Origin of the sequence: Klebsiella sp. CN_Kp104, from assembly GCF_040064515.1 — a bacterium.
In the GTDB taxonomy this organism is placed as follows: domain Bacteria; phylum Pseudomonadota; class Gammaproteobacteria; order Enterobacterales; family Enterobacteriaceae; genus Klebsiella; species Klebsiella aerogenes.
In genome coordinates, this window is the sequence record NZ_JBEAII010000043.1 from 50,608 (window position 1) to 65,276 (window position 14,669).

Annotated in this window: 13 protein-coding genes and 1 pseudogene; 8 read left to right on the top strand and 6 right to left on the bottom strand. The window is 54.5% G+C overall.

Features of this window, described 5'->3' with window-relative positions:
* Nucleotides 1-35 precede the first annotated feature (35 nt).
* Complete coding sequence (uvrD, locus tag ABLU80_RS22360) at nt 36-2,198, top strand: DNA helicase II (RefSeq protein ID WP_015368861.1); 2,163 nt, start codon at nt 36-38, stop codon at nt 2,196-2,198.
* A gap of 355 nt (nt 2,199-2,553) precedes the next feature.
* Entirely contained in the window at nt 2,554-3,504 is a 951-nt protein-coding gene (corA, locus tag ABLU80_RS22365; protein WP_002883400.1) for a magnesium/cobalt transporter CorA, read from the top strand.
* Nucleotides 3,505-3,556: 52 nt separating this feature from the next.
* Here corA and ABLU80_RS22370 read toward each other — a convergent pair whose 3' ends face one another.
* The 3 genes from ABLU80_RS22370 to yigI all read right to left on the bottom strand — a co-directional run bounded on the left by ABLU80_RS22370 (nt 3,557) and on the right by yigI (nt 6,371).
* A complete protein-coding gene (locus ABLU80_RS22370; RefSeq protein WP_348850483.1) occupies nt 3,557-4,837 on the bottom strand; it encodes a hypothetical protein in 1,281 nt (426 codons plus the stop codon).
* 127 nt (nt 4,838-4,964) lie between these two features.
* Nucleotides 4,965-5,858, bottom strand: a complete 894-nt coding sequence (gene rarD, locus ABLU80_RS22375) for an EamA family transporter RarD (protein ID WP_063445769.1) — start codon at nt 5,856-5,858, stop codon at nt 4,965-4,967.
* 48 nt (nt 5,859-5,906) lie between these two features.
* Nucleotides 5,907-6,371, bottom strand: coding sequence for an acyl-CoA thioesterase YigI (gene yigI / locus ABLU80_RS22380; protein WP_004097567.1), 465 nt, complete (start codon nt 6,369-6,371; stop codon nt 5,907-5,909).
* 153 nt (nt 6,372-6,524) lie between these two features.
* On the opposite strand from yigI, the gene pldA reads away from it, so the two are divergent.
* From pldA to rhtC, 3 genes are all read left to right on the top strand, one after another.
* Nucleotides 6,525-7,397 carry a phospholipase A gene (gene pldA / locus ABLU80_RS22385; protein ID WP_032709537.1) on the top strand — a complete coding sequence of 291 codons (873 nt, stop codon included), beginning with the start codon at nt 6,525-6,527 and terminating at the stop codon, nt 7,395-7,397.
* Between the two features lie 67 nt (nt 7,398-7,464).
* A complete protein-coding gene (gene recQ, locus ABLU80_RS22390; RefSeq protein WP_015368858.1) occupies nt 7,465-9,291 on the top strand; it encodes an ATP-dependent DNA helicase RecQ in 1,827 nt (608 codons plus the stop codon).
* A 61-nt stretch (nt 9,292-9,352) separates the two neighbouring features.
* On the top strand, nt 9,353-9,973 hold the full coding sequence (gene rhtC, locus ABLU80_RS22395; RefSeq protein ID WP_032709539.1) for a threonine export protein RhtC: 621 nt from the start codon (nt 9,353-9,355) through the stop codon (nt 9,971-9,973).
* A 47-nt stretch (nt 9,974-10,020) separates the two neighbouring features.
* Here the strand turns inward: rhtC and ABLU80_RS22400 are convergent.
* Both ABLU80_RS22400 and rhtB read right to left on the bottom strand, forming a co-directional pair.
* Nucleotides 10,021-10,242, bottom strand: a pseudogene (locus ABLU80_RS22400) (ISNCY family transposase); the annotation flags it as partial.
* A gap of 7 nt (nt 10,243-10,249) precedes the next feature.
* Complete coding sequence (gene rhtB / locus ABLU80_RS22405) at nt 10,250-10,870, bottom strand: homoserine/homoserine lactone efflux protein (RefSeq protein WP_015368855.1); 621 nt, start codon at nt 10,868-10,870, stop codon at nt 10,250-10,252.
* 109 nt (nt 10,871-10,979) lie between these two features.
* Between rhtB and pldB the strand changes: the two genes are divergently transcribed.
* From pldB to ABLU80_RS22420, 3 genes are all read left to right on the top strand, one after another.
* Nucleotides 10,980-11,972, top strand: coding sequence for a lysophospholipase L2 (gene pldB / locus ABLU80_RS22410; RefSeq protein ID WP_015703989.1), 993 nt, complete (start codon nt 10,980-10,982; stop codon nt 11,970-11,972).
* Between the two features lie 44 nt (nt 11,973-12,016).
* Nucleotides 12,017-12,817: a sugar/pyridoxal phosphate phosphatase YigL gene (yigL, locus tag ABLU80_RS22415; protein WP_015368853.1), complete on the top strand. Its 801-nt coding sequence runs from the start codon at nt 12,017-12,019 to the stop codon at nt 12,815-12,817.
* Nucleotides 12,818-12,905: 88 nt separating this feature from the next.
* Nucleotides 12,906-13,805 (top strand): carboxylate/amino acid/amine transporter, encoded by a 900-nt coding sequence (locus tag ABLU80_RS22420; RefSeq protein ID WP_348850484.1) that lies wholly within the window; start codon nt 12,906-12,908, stop codon nt 13,803-13,805.
* Here the strand turns inward: ABLU80_RS22420 and metR are convergent.
* Nucleotides 13,693-14,646: an HTH-type transcriptional regulator MetR gene (metR, locus tag ABLU80_RS22425; protein WP_015703991.1), complete on the bottom strand. Its 954-nt coding sequence runs from the start codon at nt 14,644-14,646 to the stop codon at nt 13,693-13,695. The genes ABLU80_RS22420 and metR overlap by 113 nt on opposite strands.
* Nucleotides 14,647-14,669 lie beyond the last annotated feature (23 nt).

Consider the following 14,669-nt stretch of genomic DNA (forward strand, 5'->3'; position numbering starts at 1 on the left):
GGGTTCGTGGAACCCCTTCTCTTCCGGCGGTGCCAATGGACGTTTCTTACCTGCTCGACAGCCTTAATGACAAACAGCGTGAAGCCGTAGCGGCCTCGCGCACCAATATGCTGGTTCTGGCAGGGGCGGGCAGTGGTAAGACGCGCGTACTGGTGCACCGTATCGCCTGGCTGCTGAGCGTGGAGAACTGCTCGCCGTATTCCATTATGGCGGTGACCTTTACCAACAAAGCGGCGGCGGAGATGCGCCACCGTATCGGCCAACTGATGGGCACCACCCAGGGCGGTATGTGGGTCGGCACCTTCCATGGCCTGGCCCATCGCCTGCTACGCGCCCATCATCTGGATGCCAACCTGCCGCAGGATTTCCAAATCCTCGATAGCGAAGACCAGCTGCGCCTGCTGAAGCGCCTGATTAAGGCGATGAACCTGGATGAGAAGCAATGGCCGCCGCGTCAGGCGATGTGGTACATCAACAGCCAAAAAGATGAAGGGCTGCGCCCGCACCATATTCAGAGCTACGGCAACCCGGTCGAACAGACATGGCAGAAGGTGTATCAGGCCTATCAGGAAGCCTGCGATCGCGCCGGGCTGGTGGACTTCGCCGAGCTGCTGCTGCGCGCGCACGAGCTGTGGCTGAACAAACCGCACATCCTGCAGCACTACCGCGAGCGCTTCACCAATATTCTCGTCGACGAATTCCAGGACACCAATAACATTCAATATGCCTGGATCCGCCTGCTGGCGGGCGATACCGGCAAAGTGATGATTGTCGGCGATGATGACCAGTCGATTTACGGCTGGCGCGGCGCGCAGGTTGAAAACATTCAGCGCTTCCTGAATGACTTCCCGGGGGCGGAAACTATTCGTCTGGAGCAGAACTATCGTTCGACCAGCAATATTCTCAGCGCCGCCAACGCCCTGATTGAAAACAACAACGGGCGGTTGGGCAAAAAACTGTGGACCGACGGCGCCGACGGCGAGCCCATTTCGCTGTACTGCGCCTTCAACGATCTCGATGAAGCGCGTTTCGTGGTTAACCGAATTAAAACCTGGCAGGAGAACGGCGGAGCGCTGGAGCAGTGCGCCATTCTCTATCGTAGCAACGCCCAGTCGCGCGTGCTGGAAGAGGCGCTGCTACAGGCCAGCATGCCTTACCGTATCTACGGCGGCATGCGCTTCTTCGAACGTCAGGAAATCAAAGATGCGCTCTCTTATCTGCGCCTGATTGCCAACCGCAACGATGACGCGGCGTTTGAGCGCGTAGTCAATACGCCTACCCGCGGTATCGGAGATCGTACCCTGGATGTGGTGCGCCAGACCTCGCGCGATCGTCAGCTGACGCTGTGGCAGGCCTGCCGCGAGCTACTGAAAGAGAAAGCGCTGGCTGGCCGCGCTGCCAGCGCTCTGCAGCGCTTTATGGAGCTTATCGACGCGCTGGCGCAGGAAACCGCCGATATGCCGCTGCATGTCCAGACTGACCGGGTCATTAAAGATTCCGGCCTGCGTATGATGTACGAGCAGGAAAAAGGCGAGAAGGGCCAGACCCGCATCGAAAACTTAGAGGAACTGGTGACGGCGACGCGCCAGTTCAGCTACAACGAAGAAGATGAAGATCTGATGCCGCTACAGGCGTTCCTCTCCCACGCCGCGCTGGAAGCCGGCGAAGGGCAGGCGGATACCTGGCAGGATGCGGTACAGCTGATGACTCTGCACTCGGCAAAAGGGCTGGAGTTCCCGCAGGTGTTTATCGTCGGCGTTGAAGAGGGGATGTTCCCGAGCCAGATGGCGCTTGATGAGGGCGGTCGTCTGGAGGAAGAGCGTCGTCTGGCCTACGTCGGCGTGACGCGCGCGATGCAGAAACTGACGCTGACCTACGCCGAAACCCGTCGTTTGTACGGCAAAGAGGTTTACCATCGCCCATCGCGCTTTATCGGCGAGCTGCCGGAAGAGTGCGTGGAAGAGGTGCGGCTGCGGGCTACGGTGAGCCGCCCGGTTAACCATCAGCGCCTCGGTACTCCGGTGGCGGAGAACGATACCGGCTATAAGCTGGGCCAGCGGGTCCGGCATCCGAAGTTCGGCGAAGGCACCATCGTAAACCTTGAGGGCAGCGGTGAACATAGCCGGCTGCAGGTGGCATTCCAGGGGCAGGGAATTAAATGGCTGGTCGCCGCCTATGCCCGGCTGGAAACGGTGTAACTTTAAGAAAAATATAATTTTTTTGTAATAATCTGCTAGCCTTATATGCTAAAGGGCAGGATTTGCTCTTTAGCGTTCCCTTGCGTGTTGACGCCGTTTTGGCGCTGGCGTAACATGCGCGCACGATTACGCTAAGAGGACATTCGCCTTGGACACACCCAGTAGATGCTGGCTCAACTTCCTGTCATTCAGGAACAACTCCTAAGGCTATCCCCTTATGCCGATAGCCTTAGCGGTTGTCGGCGACCCGTCCTATTCCCGTCGCTCTGAGTCAGGCTTAATGGTCTGAAACCCAAATAGTTTCTGTGTGCCCATCGAACTGTCCGATAAATTTTTTGTATTGGGAGTCCCGGTCATGCTGAGCGCATTTCAACTGGAAAATAATCGTTTAACGCGCCTTGAGGCCGATGAGATCAAGCATCTTGCCAGCTCGGTGTGGGTCGATCTGGTCGAGCCAGACGATGACGAACGTAGCCGTGTGCAAACGGAGTTAGGCCAGAACCTGGCGACGCGCCCGGAACTGGAAGACATCGAAGCGTCAGCGCGTTTCTTTGAAGACGAAGATGGTTTACACATCCACTCCTTTTTCTTTTTCGAAGATGCCGACGATCACGCCGGTAACTCAACCGTGGCGTTTACCATCCGCGAAGGCCGCCTGTTTACATTGCGCGAGCGTGAACTACCCGCTTTTCGCCTGTACCGCATGCGCGTGCGTAACCAGACGCTGGTCGACGGCAACGCCTATGAGCTGCTGTTAGATCTGTTCGAGACCAAAATCGAACAGCTGGCGGATGAGATAGAAAACATCTACAGCGACCTGGAAAAGCTGAGCCGCGTGATTATGGAAGGCCACCAGGGCGACGAGTACGACGAAGCGCTGTCGACGCTGGCGGAACTGGAAGATATCGGCTGGAAGGTTCGCCTCTGTCTGATGGATACCCAGCGCGCGCTAAACTTCCTCGTGCGGAAGGCGCGCCTGCCGGCAGGCCAGCTGGAACAGGCGCGAGAGATCCTGCGAGATATCGAATCCCTGCTGCCGCACAACGAATCGCTGTTCCAGAAGGTGAACTTCCTGATGCAGGCGGCGATGGGCTTTATCAACATCGAGCAGAACCGCATTATCAAGATCTTCTCGGTGGTTTCGGTCGTGTTCCTGCCGCCGACGCTGGTGGCGTCCAGCTATGGGATGAACTTTGAGTTTATGCCGGAACTACACTGGAGCTTTGGTTATCCGGGAGCCATCGTGTTTATGATGTTGGCAGGCCTGGCGCCGTATCTCTACTTCAAGCGTAAAAACTGGCTGTAAACCCGCCGCGGCTTTCCCCCTGAAAGCCGCGTTGTTATCTCATCAGACTCGACTACCTGGCCGGGCATTCACTGCGATTGCGGAGTTCTGCTTCCAGGCTTTCTTTTTCACTCTCGGTTAGTTGAGGATTAAAATCGATGTACTTAGTCAGATAGTTGGCGCAGACCGTTTCGTCCTGGTGGCTGCTGTGATTGTAAATGGATTTTTGATGATCGAATGTGTGGGTGTTATCCAGATTGTTATCCAGCAAATAACGGATTAATGCTTTTGAACCGTAGTAAAAAATATAGCTCCGTAGTTCTACGTCTCGAGTTTCCCAAATCCCTCCCTGTTCGCTGAAGAGATAAGTATTGAGAATGTTCCTGTTGTTTTTAATTTTATTAATAAGTTCCGGATTGTTATTGAGCACATCGATAGCCAGTAAATAGTTGCTTTTTTTCGTGGTGTAAAATGACCGCAGATAATTTATCGAAAACTGACGGCCATTTTTAATCAAGTTTTCAATGTGTTTATCATCAACTTTAATAAACGCTTTAAAGTCAGGATGAGACGCTATGATTGCGTTAATACGCTCGGCGCTGAGTTGCCTGCTTTTCGCATTATCAGTGGTGTTAATATCCATGAGCAGAGAACTGGCGATTCTATCTTTGTCATATTGATTTAACTCAGCATAGAAACGATGCATAGCCAGATTTAATAATTTGGAATTGGTATTTTGAGACCGCAGCGCCTTAAGATAATATTCGTTAAGCGCATCAGTATGTTTACCCGCTTCGCTCGTTACGTTGGCGCAGTCGATAAGGTAGAGAAAAGCGCTTTCGGGATAGACTTCATTTGAGAACATCATGTGTAACCAGAAGAGATTACTTTGGTTATCCGGACATCCACTGCGAAATGTCGTTTTGAGCTTGCTAATATCTCCCTGCTGCAGCAAGGTATCCATCCGTGTTGTGTTATCTTGCGCTATCTTCTGGGGATAGTAATAGATATTATAAATCAATAAAGAACATATGAATAATGTCAGGTATGTGATCCTTCTGGTGTTGCTCTGCATTTTGAAAAATAGCGACCAGCCGGCAGGTGAGAAAATAAACAGGCTAAGGGCGAAAAAATTAATTTTCTCATCGTGAAAATCGAGTGGCAAAGTAAATAAATAGAAAGTAATATTGATGATAGTGACAACATTGACCAATGCTATGATTTTGAGTTGCGGGCGGTCATTGCCAGCCTTTATCATGGCATAAAGCACCGGAGCGATGTAAATGGCAGGAGAGGCATAAATAAAAAATAGAATGGCTAATGCCAGGAGCAAATCTCCGGTAGTAAAATACATAGAACGTCCTTAAATATCATTTTTGTTTATTAATCCATTAATAATCCCATTACGCTATCATGAATATGCATGGGTGGCTATAAACCGATCGCCTGATGGCGATCGGTATCAACGAAGAAGAGCGTACTTAGCTTTTACGTAACCGGCGTTGGGTATACAGGGCATCGACGATAAACACCGCCAGCGCTACCCAGATAAAAGCGAAGGTTAGCATCTTATCGGCACCCGGCACCTCGCCGTAAAAAATGACCGCCAGCAGGAACATCAGCGTCGGGCCGATGTACTGGAAAAAGCCCAGCGTTGACAGGCGCAGGCGGGTTGCCGCACCGGTAAAGCACAGCAGGGGGATGGTCGTCACCACGCCAGCAGCCATCAGCAACACATTGAGCGCCCAGCTATTTTGTCCCATATGGCTGGTTGGACTATCGGCTATGCCAAACAGATAAATCGCGGCGACCGGCAGCAACCACAGGGTTTCAAATAGCATCCCGGTTTGCGCGTCGACGGCGATTTTCTTACGTACAAGTCCGTAGAAAGCAAAGCTGAACGCCAGCCCCAGACCGATGATCGGCAGCGAACCGAAGGTCCATAGTTGCACCAGCACGCCACAGGCAGCCAGCACAACCGCCAGCCACTGCATGCGGCGGAAGCGCTCGCCGAGGAAAATCATCCCGAGCACGATATTAACCAGCGGGTTAATAAAGTAACCGAGGCTGGCTTCCAGCATATGATGGTTATTGACCGCCCAGATAAAGAGCAGCCAGTTGCCGCCGATCAACACCGCCGACAGCGCGAGCAGGAACACTTTATGCGGCGTTTGCAGCAACTTTTTTACCTGTGGCCACTGATGGCTGAAGCTAATCAGCGCCACCATAAAGAAGAAGGACCAGATCACGCGATGCGTCAGGATTTCATCAGCGGGAACGTAGTCGATAAGCTTGAAGTAAGCGGGCGCGATACCCCAGATAAAATAGGCGGCCAGGGCCAGCATAATGCCCAGCCGCGTTTGTTTTGCGTCCATTGGTAGAATCCATTGCCAAAGAGAGTGATGTTACTCGATCTGCGGCAATCAACCCACCATATAGGTGGCTGTGGCGCTGGCGATATAAACCTGCTCTTCGTTATGCAGCTCGACGCGAGCCACGGCGACTTTGTTTCCGGCACGCAGCAGGCTGCTGGTCGCGGTGAAGCGTTCGCCGCGGCCAGGGCGTAAATAATCGACGCGCAAATCGATAGTTCCCATCCGCGAGAGACGCTGGCGCAGCTCTTCTTCGTTGATGGTGTCATGGCGAGTCAGGGTGCTGCCGACGCAGACCAACCCCGCGGCGACATCCAGCGCAGACGCAATAACGCCGCCGTGCAGAATACTTTGCGCCCAGTTACCAACCATCATCGGCTGATTATTAAAGCTGAGCTGGGCAAACTCTTTTTCATACCGTTCCAGTTCCAGCCCTAGGGCACGGTTAAAAGGCATATGATAAACAAAAATCTCTCCCACCAGCTTTAGCGCGGCGGCGGCGGTCAGTTCAGACATAGCAGAGGTCCATTCGTTAATGAAATGTTGATTTTATGCTTCAAAAATATTGATTTCCACTTTCGGAGGCGATAACGCAGCGGGAGGTGGATAAATAGGTAGAATGGCAGCAGGACAAAACATTAATAAGAACCATTCATCAGGAGAACAGTAATGCGTATCTCTTTAGCCTGGCTGCTGGCGCTTAGCGCGTTACCAGCAGGCGTTCTGGCGCAGGACGCGCCGATTGAACAAACCGTTCATGACAAACCCGCGGTACGGGGCAGTATTATCGCCAACCTGCTGCAGGATCATGATAATCCGTTCCTGCTTTATCCTTATGAGAGCAACTATCTGCTCTATACATGGACCAGCGATCTCAATAAAGAGGCAATTCGTAGTTACGACTGGGCCGATGACGCGCGTAAGGATGAGGTGAAGTTCCAGCTCAGCCTGGCGTTCCCGTTATGGCGCGGTATTCTCGGCGATAATTCGCTGCTTGGCGCTTCCTATACGCAAAAATCCTGGTGGCAGCTCTCTAACAGTAAAGGCTCGGCGCCGTTTCGCGAAACCAACTACGAGCCTCAGCTCTTCCTTGGTTTCGCGACGGATTATGAGTTTGCCGGCTGGACCTTGCGCGATATCGAAGTCGGCTATAACCACGACTCTAACGGCCGTTCCGATCCAACGTCACGTAGCTGGAACCGCCTGTATACTCGCCTGATGGCGCAAAACGGTAACTGGCTGGTTGAAGTGAAGCCGTGGTATGTGGTCGGCAGTACCGATGATAACCCCGATATCACCAAATACATGGGTTACTACCGCCTGAAGATTGGCTACCAGCTGGGGGAGGCTATTTTTAGCGCTCAGGGGCAATATAACTGGAATACCGGCTACGGCGGCGCGGAAATCGGGGTCAGTTACCCTATTACCAAGCACGTGCGCGCCTATACTCAGGTGTACAGCGGTTATGGCGAGTCGCTCATCGACTATAACTTCAATCAGACGCGCGTCGGCGTCGGTGTGATGCTCAACGATCTGTTTTAATCGTTGCACTCTGGCTCTCAGGCGCTGAAAATAGCGCCTGTTTTCTTTTCAGGCGAATGGGGTCAACGTGGCACAGGCGGAAGTATTAAATCAGGAATCGCTGGCTAAGCAGGTTTTACAAGAGACCTTCGGCTACCAGCAGTTCCGCCCGGGCCAGGAATCGATCATCGCCACGGCGCTGGAAGGCCGCGATTGCCTTGTAGTGATGCCGACAGGCGGCGGTAAGTCGCTGTGCTACCAGGTACCTGCATTGGTCCTCGGCGGCCTGACGGTTGTCGTGTCGCCGCTGATTTCGCTGATGAAAGACCAGGTCGATCAACTGCTGGCGAACGGCGTCGCCGCGGCCTGTCTTAATTCAACGCAAAGCCGCGAGCAGCAGCAAGAAGTGATGGCGGGCTGCCGCAGCGGGCAGATTCGTCTGCTGTATATCGCGCCGGAACGCCTGATGCTGGACAACTTTCTCGAGCATCTGAGCCACTGGAACTTAGCGATGCTGGCGGTAGATGAGGCGCACTGTATCTCGCAGTGGGGCCATGATTTCCGCCCGGAATATGCCGCGTTGGGCCAGCTGCGCCAGCGGATGCCGCATATTCCGTTTATGGCGCTCACCGCCACCGCGGATGACACCACCCGCCGCGATATTGTTCGCCTGCTGGGGCTCAACGATCCGCTGATTCAGGTCAGTAGCTTCGATCGCCCCAATATTCGCTATATGCTGATGGAGAAATTTAAGCCCCTCGATCAGTTGATGCGTTACGTCCAGGATCAGCGCGGTAAATCAGGGATTATCTACTGTAACAGCCGTTCTAAAGTTGAAGACACCGCCGCCAGGCTGCAAAGCCGCGGCATCAGCGCGGCGGCCTACCATGCTGGTCTGGAAAATGATATTCGTGCCGACGTGCAGGAGAAATTCCAGCGCGACGATCTGCAGATCGTGGTGGCGACGGTGGCCTTCGGTATGGGCATTAACAAACCGAACGTCCGTTTTGTGGTGCACTTTGATATCCCGCGCAACATTGAATCCTATTATCAGGAAACCGGCCGCGCCGGGCGTGACGGGCTGCCAGCGGAAGCGATGCTGTTTTACGATCCGGCGGATATGGCGTGGCTGCGCCGCTGCCTGGAGGAGAAGCCCGCCGGGCCGCTGCAGGATATTGAACGTCATAAGCTGAATGCGATGGGCGCCTTTGCCGAAGCGCAGACCTGTCGCCGTTTGGTGCTGCTGAACTATTTTGGCGAAGGGCGTCAGGAGCCGTGCGGCAACTGTGATATCTGTCTTGATCCGCCAAAGCAGTACGATGGCTTAATGGACGCGCGCAAGGCGCTTTCGACTATTTATCGGGTGAATCAGCGCTTCGGGATGGGCTACGTGGTTGAAGTACTCCGCGGCGCCAACAATCAGCGTATCCGCGACCTGAACCACGATAAACTGCCGGTGTACGGTATTGGTCGCGAGCAGAGCCACGAGCACTGGGTGAGCGTGATTCGCCAGTTAATCCACCTCGGGCTGGTGACGCAAAATATTGCCCAGCACTCCGCGCTGCAGCTCACCGAGGCCGCGCGTCCGGTACTGCGCGGTGAAGTCCCGCTGCAGCTCGCCGTGCCGCGTATCGTGGCGCTAAAACCGAAAGCGATGCAGAAATCCTTCGGCGGCAATTATGACCGCAAGCTGTTCGCCAAGCTGCGTAAATTACGTAAAGCGATCGCCGACGAGGAGAATATCCCACCCTATGTCGTCTTTAACGACGCGACGCTTATTGAGATGGCCGAACAGTCGCCGCTCACCGCCGGGGAAATGCTCAGCGTCAACGGCGTGGGGACCCGCAAGCTTGAGCGCTTCGGTAAAGAATTCATGGCGCTGATACGTGCTCATGTCGATGGCGATGATGAGTAGTCAGCCGCGGGAAAAGGTGCCAGAATAGTTTCCTTCTTCACTATTTCCCTGCGAGTTAAACATGTTGATGCTTTTTCTCACCGTGGCGCTGGTGCACATCATTGCGCTAATGAGTCCGGGGCCGGATTTTTTCTTCGTTTCGCAAACCGCGGTGAGCCGCTCGCGCAAAGAGGCGATGATGGGCGTGCTGGGGATCACCGGCGGCGTGATGGTCTGGGCGGGCGTAGCGCTGCTCGGCTTGCATCTGATTATCGAGAAAATGGCCTGGCTGCATACGTTGATTATGGTCGGCGGTGGGCTGTATCTGTGCTGGATGGGCTATCAAATGCTGCGCGGCGCGCTGAAGAAAAACGACATTGTCACGGCGGAACCGCAGGTTGAGTTGGCGCGTAGCGGGCGCAGTTTCCTGAAGGGCCTGCTGACCAATCTCGCCAATCCGAAAGCGATTATCTACTTCGGTTCGGTCTTTTCACTGTTCGTTGGCGATAACATCGGCGCCGGTGCGCGTTGGGGGATTTTCCTGCTGATCGTCCTTGAAACGCTGGCGTGGTTCACCATCGTAGCCAGCCTCTTCGCACTGCCGAAAATGCGCCGCGGCTATCAGCGGATGGCAAAGTGGATAGACGGCATCGCAGGAACCCTGTTTGCCGGTTTCGGCATTCATCTGATCATTTCGCGCTAACTCGTCATGCGATTATCCACCCGGTTTGTTGCCGGGTGGGGCAGACATTAGTGACGAAGCTGCTGTAGTTCATCCCTGGTCAAACCGGTCATTTCCAGGATAGCATCGTCATCCATGCCGCGATTGAGCATTGCTGCGGCGACCTGTAAAAGGGCCTGTCGTTTTCCTTCTTTGATGCCTTCTTTGATACCTTTCTCTCTGCCTTCTGCGAGCCACGTTTCTGCCAGAGTCATTAGCATTCCTCCATGCTGCGGCACATGCTGTGCCAGCTTATATTCAGGCGTGACGGGCGGAAGCGAGTAGCGCCCCCACCAGCATAAACAGCGAGCCAAACACTTTATTCAGCGCCTTCATCTGCTTCGGACCTTTAATCCAGGCCGCAATGCGCTGCGCCAGCGTCGCGTAACCGATCATCACAATGATATCGACCACAATGGTGGTGACGCCGAGTACCAGGTACTGCATCACCTGCGGCTGATGCGGGACGATGAACTGGGGAAACAGCGCGGCGAGGAAGACGATACTTTTTGGGTTGGTCAGATTGACGAACACCGCGCGTTTATAGAGCTTACCGCGGCTTTGAGTTCGCGCCAGCGTATTCAGGTCAATTGAACCCGCCGCCCGCCACTGCTGGATCCCCAGCCAGATAAGATAGGCCGCGCCCGCCCATTTCAACACTTCGAATGCCAGTACCGAGCGGGAGAAGAGCGTGCCCAGACCGACGCCGACCAGCACGATATGAATGGCCAATCCGGTTTGCAGGCCGGCAATAGAGGCCGCCGCGCCGCGATAGCCGTGGTTGATGGATGTGGTCATGGTATTGATCGCGCCGGAACCCGGCGACAGGCTGAGAATGATTGATGTCAGCAGATAAGCGAACCACCACTCGAAGGTCATGAGAATCTCCCTGATTGTCTATTTTTATGCCACAATACGCTATTGCATCAGCATTGTGTGATGTGCGACAAAAAAACGATTTTCAGCGGTTAACAGGGGTGTAAACCCGATGTTTGGGCAGCAAAAGGACTGGGACACACGAGAAAACGCGTTTGCGGCCTTTACCATGGGGCCGCTGACGGATTTCTGGCATCAGCGGGAAGAAGCTGAATTTACGGGCGTCGATAAGGTTCCGGTACGCTTTGTGCGCTTTTGTGCCGCAAATAACGACCGGCTGGTGGTCATTTGCCCCGGCCGCATCGAAAGCTACGTGAAGTATGCCGAACTAGCCTACGATCTCTTCCACAGCGGCTTTGACGTGATGATTATCGATCATCGCGGCCAGGGGCGCTCCGGTAGGTTACTGTCTGATACCCACCGCGGTCATGTTGTGCGCTTTAGCGATTATGTTGACGATCTGGCTGCGCTCTGGCAGCAGGAAGTGGTTCCCGGCCACTGGCGTAAACGTTTTATTCTCGCCCACTCGATGGGCGGCGCCATTGCCACGCTGTTCTTGCAGCGTCACCGGCAGCATTGCGACGCCATTGCCTTATGCGCGCCAATGTTTGGCATCATCATGCGCCTGCCGGACTGGATGGTGCGCCATATTCTCGACTGGGCTGAGGGCCATCAGCGTATTCGTGAAGAGTATGCCATCGGTACGGGCCGCTGGCGGGCGCTGCCGTTTTCGCTCAATGTGTTGACTCACAGTCGCCAACGCTATCGTCGCAACCTGCGTTTTTATGCCGACGATCCGCGGTTGCGCGTCGGCGGGCCGACCTATCACTGGGTGCGCGAAGGTATTCTGGCCGGCGAAGAGATATTGTCTGGCGTTGAGAAAGATACGACTCCGACGTTATTGATTCAGGCCGAGGATGAAAAGGTGGTCGATAACCTGATGCACGACCGCTATTGTGAACTCCGTTCCGCTGCCGGGCACCCTTGTGAAGGCGATAAGCCGCTCGTTATTGAAGGGGCATATCACGAGATCCTTTTTGAAAAGGACGCTATGCGCTCAGTCGCGCTAAATGCCATCGTCGATTTTTTCAATCGACATACTTAATCCGACGATAGATCTCGTCGCCCTGCTTAGAGGTTAAATTTTTTATGTACCAGGTTGTTGCGTCTGATTTAGATGGCACGCTGCTTTCCCCCGACCATTTCCTCACCCCCTATGCCAAAGAGACGCTGAAGCTACTCACCGCGCGCGGGATAAATTTCGTTTTCGCCACTGGCCGCCACTACATCGATGTGGGGCAGATCCGCGATAATCTCGGCATTAAGTCGTACATGATCACCTCTAACGGCGCGCGGGTACACGATAGCGAAGGTAAACAAATCTTCGCTCATAACCTCGACCGCGATATCGCCAGCGATCTGTTTGAGATGGTGCGTAACGATGTGAAGATTGTGACCAACGTCTATCGTGAAGATGAATGGTTTATGAATCGCCATCGCCCGGAAGAGATGCGCTTCTTCAAAGAGGCGGTGTTCAACTACAAGCTTTATGAACCGGGCGAGCTGGATGCGGATGGCATCAGCAAAGTTTTCTTCACTTGTGAAGATCATGAACATCTGCTGCCGCTTGAGCAGGCTATCAACGCGCGCTGGGGCGACCGCGTGAATGTGAGTTTCTCCACACTAACTTGTCTTGAAGTGATGGCTGGCGGTGTTTCGAAGGGGCATGCGCTGGAGGCCGTCGCGAAAATGCTCGGCTACAGCCTCAAAGAGTGTATCGCCTTTGGCGACGGCATGAACGATGCCGAGATGCTGTCGATGGCCGGTAAAGGCTGCATCATGGCGAACGCCCATCAGCGGTTGAAGGATTTGCATCCTGAGCTGGAAGTGATCGGCAGCAACGCCGATGATGCCGTACCGCATTACCTACGCAAGCTGTACCTCGATTGATAAAGATTGACGACTGGCTAATAACTGGTCAGTCGTCAACCTCTCTCTCCGCTACAATGCCTGTTCTTTATTCAATGAGACGACCATTGTGGCGCTATTAATTATCACCACTATCCTGTGGGCCTTTTCTTTTAGCCTGATTGGCGAATACCTTGCCGGTAGCGTCGATAGCTATTTTTCCGTGCTGATGCGCGTGGGGCTGGCAGCGCTGGTGTTTTTGCCTTTCCTGCGTACGCGCGGCCAGTCTCCGCGCACCATCGTACTCTATATGCTAGTGGGGGCGATGCAGCTTGGCATCATGTATTTGCTGGCTTTCCGCGCCTATCTTTATCTGACGGTCTCGGAATTTCTGTTGTTTACGGTCTTTACCCCGCTGTATATCACCCTGATTTACGATCTGCTCAGCGGTCGTAAACTGCGCTGGGGCTATCTGCTTAGCGCGGCGCTGGCGGTATTAGGGGCGGCGATCATCCGCTATGACAAAGTCAGCGATCATTTCTGGACCGGGCTATTGTTGGTGCAGTTGTCGAATATCTGCTTCGCCATCGGCATGGTGGGCTACAAGCGTTTGATGGAAGTCCGCCCGATGCCGCAACACAATGCTTTTACCTGGTTCTATGCCGGCGCCTTTATTGTGGCGGTAGCGGCGTGGTTTATGCTGGGCAATCCGCAGAGGTTGCCGACTACCGGCCTGCAGTGGGGAATCCTGGTCTGGCTTGGCGTGGTTGCTTCCGGATTGGGTTATTTCATGTGGAACTACGGCGCGACGCAGGTGGATGCCGGTACGTTGGGGATCATGAATAACGTTCACGTCCCCGCCGGGCTGTTGGTTAATCTCGCTATCTGGCAGGAGCAGCCCCACTGGCCGAGCTTTATCATTGGCGCGCTGGTAATCCTGGCTTCGCTATGGGTCCATCGCCGCTGGGTCGCTCCGCACTCCGTACAAACGGCAGATGATCGCAAGCGTGGTTCCGCGCTGAGCGAATAAACGCTTCTGTTACCGGCTGGCGTTGCTCGCCATCGCGCACTGCAGCATACAGCCGGCTCCACAGTCCTTCTCCCAGGGTTTTGGTGACAATTAAACCCTGGCGTTCAAAACTTTCCACCACCCAGTGCGGCAGGGCGGCGATACCCATCCGCGCGGCGACCATCTGAATCAACAGCAGCGTGTTATCGACACTTTTCAACTGTGGGCTGATCCCCGCCGGTTGCAGGAAGTGGCGCCAGATATCCAGCCGCCCGCGCTGTACCGGATAAATCAGTAACGTTTCCGCAGCCAGATCTTCCGGGGAGATGCGCGTTTTCGCCGCCAGCGGATGTTCCGGAGCTAACACCAGACGAACTTCATAATCAAACATCGGTGAATAGTGCAGGCCGCTACGCGGCAAAATATCTGAGGTCATCACCAGATCGAGTTCACCCTGCTGCAGGGCTGGCTGCGGGTCAAAGGTGACGCCGGACTGAAAATCAACTTCCACCAGCGGCCAGCGGGCGCGGAAGCTTTCCAGCGCCGGGGTGAGCCATTGAATACAGCTATGGCACTCAATCGCCAGCCGCAGACGGGTTTGCTGTGGTTCATTGCAATCCTGTAGCGCGCGAGCGATCTGCGGCAGCACCTGATTGGCCAACTGCAGCAGAATTTCTCCTTGCGGCGTGAAGCGTAGCGGCTGGCTTTTACGCACAAATAAACGGAAGCCAAGGCGCTGTTCCAGATCGCTAAACTGGTGGGACAGGGCCGACTGGGTTTGGTGCAGGGCCGCCGCCGCGCCCGCCAGCGAACCGCTGTTCCGCAACGCCTGTAGCGTTTTCAGGTGTTTAATCTCGATCATGAATGTCCTTCACTTCGGCATGA

Excerpts from the sequence above, each read along its gene's own strand:
- corA (WP_002883400.1), top strand. The coding sequence starts at position 2,554 with ATGCTGAGCGCATTTCAACTGGAAAATAATCGTTTAACGCGCCTTGAG.
- ABLU80_RS22370 (WP_348850483.1), bottom strand. The coding sequence starts at position 4,837 with ATGTATTTTACTACCGGAGATTTGCTCCTGGCATTAGCCATTCTATTT.
- rarD (WP_063445769.1), bottom strand. The coding sequence starts at position 5,858 with ATGGACGCAAAACAAACGCGGCTGGGCATTATGCTGGCCCTGGCCGCC.
- yigI (WP_004097567.1), bottom strand. The coding sequence starts at position 6,371 with ATGTCTGAACTGACCGCCGCCGCCGCGCTAAAGCTGGTGGGAGAGATT.
- pldB (WP_015703989.1), top strand. The coding sequence starts at position 10,980 with ATGTTTGGGCAGCAAAAGGACTGGGACACACGAGAAAACGCGTTTGCG.
- yigL (WP_015368853.1), top strand. The coding sequence starts at position 12,017 with ATGTACCAGGTTGTTGCGTCTGATTTAGATGGCACGCTGCTTTCCCCC.
- metR (WP_015703991.1), bottom strand. The coding sequence starts at position 14,646 with ATGATCGAGATTAAACACCTGAAAACGCTACAGGCGTTGCGGAACAGC.
- pldA (WP_032709537.1), top strand. The coding sequence starts at position 6,525 with ATGCGTATCTCTTTAGCCTGGCTGCTGGCGCTTAGCGCGTTACCAGCA.
- rhtB (WP_015368855.1), bottom strand. The coding sequence starts at position 10,870 with ATGACCTTCGAGTGGTGGTTCGCTTATCTGCTGACATCAATCATTCTC.
- uvrD (WP_015368861.1), top strand. The coding sequence starts at position 36 with ATGGACGTTTCTTACCTGCTCGACAGCCTTAATGACAAACAGCGTGAA.
- rhtC (WP_032709539.1), top strand. The coding sequence starts at position 9,353 with ATGTTGATGCTTTTTCTCACCGTGGCGCTGGTGCACATCATTGCGCTA.